6 protein-coding genes are annotated in these 5,296 nt (G+C 64.2%); 2 read left to right on the top strand and 4 right to left on the bottom strand.

What is annotated here, in order from left to right; translation table 11 throughout:
• The first annotated feature begins 184 nt into the window (after positions 1–184).
• On the top strand, positions 185–757 hold the full coding sequence (gene ddpX, locus AC1D0P_RS21280; protein ID WP_477678571.1) for a D-alanyl-D-alanine dipeptidase: 573 nt from the start codon (positions 185–187) through the stop codon (positions 755–757).
• 11 nt (positions 758–768) lie between these two features.
• Here the strand turns inward: ddpX and AC1D0P_RS21275 are convergent, their stop codons facing one another.
• A complete protein-coding gene (locus tag AC1D0P_RS21275) occupies positions 769–1,869 on the bottom strand; it encodes a mechanosensitive ion channel family protein (protein WP_477678570.1) in 1,101 nt (366 codons plus the stop codon).
• A 47-nt stretch (positions 1,870–1,916) separates the two neighbouring features.
• Entirely contained in the window at positions 1,917–3,122 is a 1,206-nt protein-coding gene (gene purT, locus AC1D0P_RS21270; RefSeq protein ID WP_477678569.1) for a formate-dependent phosphoribosylglycinamide formyltransferase, read from the bottom strand.
• Positions 3,123–3,316: 194 nt separating this feature from the next.
• Here purT and AC1D0P_RS21265 point away from each other — a divergent pair, with 194 nt between their 5' ends.
• Positions 3,317–4,132 carry a siderophore-interacting protein gene (locus tag AC1D0P_RS21265; protein WP_477678568.1) on the top strand — a complete coding sequence of 272 codons (816 nt, stop codon included), beginning with the start codon at positions 3,317–3,319 and terminating at the stop codon, positions 4,130–4,132.
• 115 nt (positions 4,133–4,247) lie between these two features.
• Here the strand turns inward: AC1D0P_RS21265 and AC1D0P_RS21260 are convergent, their stop codons facing one another.
• Together AC1D0P_RS21260 and pcaG are read right to left on the bottom strand one after the other, a co-directional pair.
• Positions 4,248–4,580, bottom strand: coding sequence for a hypothetical protein (locus tag AC1D0P_RS21260; protein WP_477678567.1), 333 nt, complete (start codon positions 4,578–4,580; stop codon positions 4,248–4,250).
• A gap of 90 nt (positions 4,581–4,670) precedes the next feature.
• On the bottom strand, positions 4,671–5,258 hold the full coding sequence (pcaG, locus tag AC1D0P_RS21255; RefSeq protein ID WP_477678566.1) for a protocatechuate 3,4-dioxygenase subunit alpha: 588 nt from the start codon (positions 5,256–5,258) through the stop codon (positions 4,671–4,673).
• Positions 5,259–5,296: the final 38 nt, after the last annotated feature.

The raw sequence follows: 5,296 nt of genomic DNA, 5'->3' as shown, positions 1-5,296 counted from the left end.
GGCAAGGGAGGCGGCCATGGCGATCAGAATGCTCAGGAAGGCCTTGCTGATTCGAGTCACCTTCCAGAATTTTGCTGTGAGCGCTGCTGATTCCATGAATTCCCCCTGATACATTGGATATTGTTTTAATGACCAGCCTTTCGACGGAAACAGTATAWGTAGCCATCCAATCGCTTCAAGAGATATGAACCCTAGCCAGCCCCTCGTCCAGATCAGGGAAGCCACGCACGACGTCGTCATCGACATGATGTATGCGCGGCCCGACAACTTCACCGGCCAGGTGATCTACGGCCACACCTTCTGCTTTCTGCACCCCGAGGCCGAAGCCTGCCTGCGCCGCGCGGTGGCGGCGGCGCGCGGCTTCGGCTACAAGCTCAAGATTTTTGACGCCTTCCGCCCGCACGAGGCGCAGGAAGCGCTTTGGGCGGTGCTGCCGGTGCCGGGTTATGTGGCCGACCCGGCCAAGGGCTCCAACCACACGCGCGGCGTGGCGGTGGACCTGACCTTGCTGGATGCCGGCGGCAATGAGCTCGACATGGGCACGCCGGTCGACACCATGACGCCGGCCTCGCACCACTTCTACGCCGACCTGCCGGCCGCGGTACAGCTCAACCGCATGAAGCTGCTGACCATCATGCTGGAAGCCGGGTTTGTGCACCACCCCATGGAATGGTGGCACTACCAGTTGCCGGAAGCGAAAGAGTTCGAGCTGGTCAGCAGCGCGGTGTTTGCCGGTTGCCTGGACGCCGCCGCCTGAAGCCCGCAAGCCTAGGCTTGCGATGGCGGTCCCGTGGGCTTATCAGCCTGGGAGCTCTCATCCCCCTTTGCGATCTCGGCCCGCATCGTCGGCAGGAACTGCGGGTACTCGCGCTGCATGAAATCCACCAGCGCCTCGCGTACCTTGCAGCGCAGGTCCCAGTTGAGGCCGGAGTTGCCCGAGGTGAGCAGCAGGCGCAGTTGCATGCTGCGCTCGCCAGCCTCCACCACCTGCAAGAGGCACAGGCGCTTGTCCCATTCGGGCGCCGCTTCGCAGGCGCGGCGCGCGGCCTGGCGCAGCGGCTCCAGCGGCATGCGGTAGTCCACCCAGACGAACACTGTGCCTATGATCTGCGCGCTGTTGCGTGTCCAGTTCTGGAAGGGGTTTTCGATAAACCACTGCAGCGGGATGATCATGCGGCGCTCGTCCCAGATCTTGAGCACCACGTAAGTGCCGGTGATTTCCTCGACGCGGCCCCACTCGCCCTGCACGATGAGCACGTCGTCGATGCGCAGGGGCTGGGCCAGCGCGAGCTGCAGGCCGGCGATCAGGTTGCTGAACACCGGGCGGGCCGCGATACCGGCCACGATGCCGATCACGCCGGCCGAGGCCAGCAGACTGGCGCCCAGTTGGCGCGCGCCGGGGAAGGTCATCAACATCATCGACAGGCCCGTGACCAGCACCATGAAGCCGACGATGCGCGCGAGCAGCCGCGTCTGGGTGTGGATGCGGCGCGCGTTGAGATTGTCTTCCACCTCGACCGAATGCTGGCCTATGACGCCTTGCGCCACGCCGTCGACGGCGCGCAGCGCCAGCCAGGTGACGGTGGCCAGCAGCAGCAGGATGTTGCCGTGGCGCACTTGTGAAATCAGCGGCAGCGCGTCAGGCGCGGCCTGCCAGACACCCTGCAGCGCGATCAGCGGCAGCACAAAGCGCGTGGGCCGCCAGCTGCGGCGCGCCACCGCGCTGGAAATCGGCAGGTTGCGCGTGATGCGCCAAATCACCGCCGCGCCGACGCGGTGCACCACCAGGGCCAGCACCACGGCCACCACCGCCGAGAACAGCACGCGCCAGGCGGTGTCCTCCAGGAGATGAAGATCGCCGACATTCATCAGTGAACGGCTCCAGGCATGGCTGCAGGCTTCCCGATAACAGCTTCTCAGCCGGCCTTGCGCGGCCGCACCAGGGCGGCGGCGGTTTTGGCGTTGATGCGCGCGGTTTCGACGTCGGCATCAAAAACCAGCGCCACGCCCATGCGGCGTTTCACAAAACTCTCGGGCTTGCCGAAGAGGCGGATGTCGGAGTTGGGCACACGCAGCGCCTCGGCCACGCCGTCGAACACAATGCCCTCGGCATCGACACCGCCGTAGATCACGGCGCTGGCGCCCGGGCTCTTGAGCGCGGTGTTGACCGGCAGACCCAGAATGGCACGGGCATGCAGCTCAAATTCGTTCTGCCACTGGGTGCACATGGTGACCATGCCGGTGTCGTGCGGACGCGGGCTCACTTCGCTGAACCAGACATCCTCACCCTTGACGAACAGTTCGACGCCGAACAGGCCCTGGCCGCCCAGGTTGTCGGTCACGGCTTTGCAGATGTCGCGGCTTTTTTGCAGCGCGGCCGGTCGCATGGGGTGCGGCTGCCAGCTTTCGACATAGTCGCCGCTGACCTGGACATGGCCAATCGGCTCGCAGAAATGGGTTTCAATCTTGCCGTCGGCGCCCATGGCGCGCACTGTGAGCTGGGTGATCTCGTAGTCGAAGTCGATAAAACCCTCGACGATCACGCGGCCGTGGCTCACGCGGCCGCCGGCCATGGCGTAGTCCCAGGCTTTCTTCACGTCGGCCGGCCCGGCGATCTTGCTCTGGCCCTTGCCCGAGGAGCTCATCACCGGCTTGACGATGCAGGGGTATCCCGTGGTCGAATCAATCGCGGCCTGCAATTCCTCCAGCGAATCGCAGAACACATAGGGGCTGGTGGGCAGGCCCAGGGTTTCGGCGGCCAGGCGGCGTATGCCCTCGCGATCCATGGTCAGGCGCGCGGCACGGGCCGTGGGGATCACGCGCACCGTGCCGGCGGCTTCGAGTTCTTCGAGCATGGCGGTAGCGATGGCCTCGATCTCGGGCACGACCAGGTCGGGCTTTTCTTTTTCAATCAGGGCCTTGAGCTGGGCCGGGTCGCTCATGGTGATGGTGCGSGCRTGGTGCGCCACCTGCTGGCCCGGTGCGTTCTCGTAGCGGTCGGTGGCGATGGTCTCCACACCCAGGCGCTGCAGCGCGATCAGCACCTCCTTGCCCAGCTCGCCGGAGCCGAGCAGCATGACTTTGGTGGCATGGGGAGACAAAGGGGTTCCGAAGATGGTCATAAGCGCTGTTGTAAGAGTGGGGGAAGGAGGGGACGGCGGCCGCAAGGCCGGAAGGGCGCCGCCTGGGCTTACTTTACTGCACCGGCCCTGCGCGCCTGGGTAGGACGTTTGCCTCTTTGCCCTTGCGCAGCACCGGTCATTGCGATCAGATGATAATAATTCTCAACTAGACGCATCCGCCCTTGAAAGACATCATGTCCACCACACCCGCTTCCGTCACCCCCTCCCCCGAAGCCCCGCCGCGCAAACGCCGGCCGCCGCGCCGCGTGCAGGTCACGCGCGTGCAGACCTTGAGCCCGCTGATGCGCCGCATCACCTTGCAAGGCGCGGAGCTTGAAGGCTTTGAAGTCAACGACCCGGCTTCTTATATGAAGCTGATATTTCCCGAGCCCGGCCAGACAGAACCGGATCGCCCGCTRCCCGACGGACCGAGGCCGAAGTCCATGCGCACTTACACGCCGCTTGCCGTGCGCGCGGACCTGCACGAGGTCGACGTCGACTTTGTGCTGCACGGCGACGGCCCCGCATCCACCTGGGCCGCGCAGGCGCAGGTCGGCCAGGTGCTGTTTTTGATGGGGCCAGGCCCTGGCTACAAACTCGCGCTGGACGCGCCTGTGCACATGCTGATCGGCGACGACAGCGCCCTGCCCGCTTTTGAAACCATCCTGGCCGCCTTGCCCGCGAGTGCGCAGGCGCAGGTGCTGGTCGAAGTGGTCGATGCCGCCGAAGAGCGCCCGCTGAACAGCGCTGCGAAAGTGGAGGCCCGCTGGGTGGCGCGCGGGGCCGACAACACCCAGGCCGGCAGCGCACTGGAAGCGGCCTTGCGCCAAGCCGGTGCCCCCGCGGCCGACGCGCGCATCTATTTGGCTTGCGAAGCCGCGGCCATGCGTCGCTTACGCCAGTTGCTGATTGAAGAACTCGGCGTGGAGCGCAGCCGCATCGTGGGGCGTGGCTACTGGAAATTAGGTACGGTGAACCATCCCGACCATGACTATGGTGAGGATGCCTGAGCCTCTGAGCTGCGTGTTCTTTCCGCGCGACCAGTTGGACGCGCGTGATCTCCGACTGGCTTATTGGTGGGGTTCTGGATTGCGCTGACGTTGACCGGAAAGATTTCGGAGCTAGCTAGGCCCTGAACCAGGCATACGAGCCGACTGTCAACACAAACAAGACGCCGTCCATAACAAGGATTGCCCGAAGCAGGCGAGACTGAAATATGTCGATCCAGGGGACTAGCAGCAACGTAGCCCCTACCGCCACGAGGAAAGAACCGGACAGGTAAGCCTTCAGGCCGCTGTAGTGTTGAAGTTTGGAAGGATTGCCACGTGCCCCGAACGTTGAGAACTCACCCGTCAACAAGGCAGTGAGACCCCCATAGAGCGCAAATGCAGCGAGCAGAACAATCACGCCAGTTCCGCCGATTTTCTCAAGGGAAGATGATTTGCGAGGCGTCGTCATGCGGTGATACTCGAGTTTGAAACTGACAGGGCCTGGTCGAGGTGAATGCCCTTGCAGACAGACATTACCTCAACCTGTCGCCGTTTCCACTCACAGGTCAAAAAAGACCGTTTCCTTGTCACCCTGCATATGGATGTCAAAGCGGTACTGCGGCCCAGCCCCCGTCATTTCGCGTTTGGCCACCAAAGTAGCGCGCCGTGCCGCCGGCACACTCGCCAGCACCGCATCCTCGCCATTCGCTTCGGCTTCATCCTCAAAGTAGATGCGCGTAAAGGTGTGCACCAGCAGGCCGCGCATGGTCACGCAGACATTGATGAAGGGGGCCTGCCCGGCCAAGGCACCCGGCTTGACAGTGAAAAACTCGTAGTGGCTTTGCGGCAGGGTGCCGGTGCCGCAGCGGCCGAAGCCGGTGAAGCCGCGCGCTTCGGCGTCGGCCACCGACGCGATGGGCCGGCCGCTGCCGTCGGGCTGGGCGATCTCGACCATGGCGTCCATCACCGCGTTGCCGGCGCCGTCGAAGACCTGGCCGGTGATGCGTATGTGTTCGCCTTGCGCGTGCGGCTGGGCCAGCACGGGCGTGAACAGGCTTTTGAGGTCGTAGCCGTATTGCGTGGGCGTGAGGCCGTAGGCGAAGAAGGGGCCGACGGTTTGCGAAGGGGTTTGTTTGAGCTGGCTCATGGTGGTGTCTTCCTGCCGCTTATTCAAAACGCGCGGCC

The organism is Polaromonas sp. P1_G2 (assembly GCF_056405515.1).
Note: the sequence above shows the minus strand (reverse complement) of the source record. Positions and strands in the feature narration are given on the sequence as shown.

Excerpts from the sequence above, each read along its gene's own strand:
- ddpX (WP_477678571.1), top strand. The coding sequence starts at position 185 with ATGAACCCTAGCCAGCCCCTCGTCCAGATCAGGGAAGCCACGCACGAC.
- AC1D0P_RS21275 (WP_477678570.1), bottom strand. The coding sequence starts at position 1,869 with ATGAATGTCGGCGATCTTCATCTCCTGGAGGACACCGCCTGGCGCGTG.
- AC1D0P_RS21260 (WP_477678567.1), bottom strand. The coding sequence starts at position 4,580 with ATGACGACGCCTCGCAAATCATCTTCCCTTGAGAAAATCGGCGGAACT.
- pcaG (WP_477678566.1), bottom strand. The coding sequence starts at position 5,258 with ATGAGCCAGCTCAAACAAACCCCTTCGCAAACCGTCGGCCCCTTCTTC.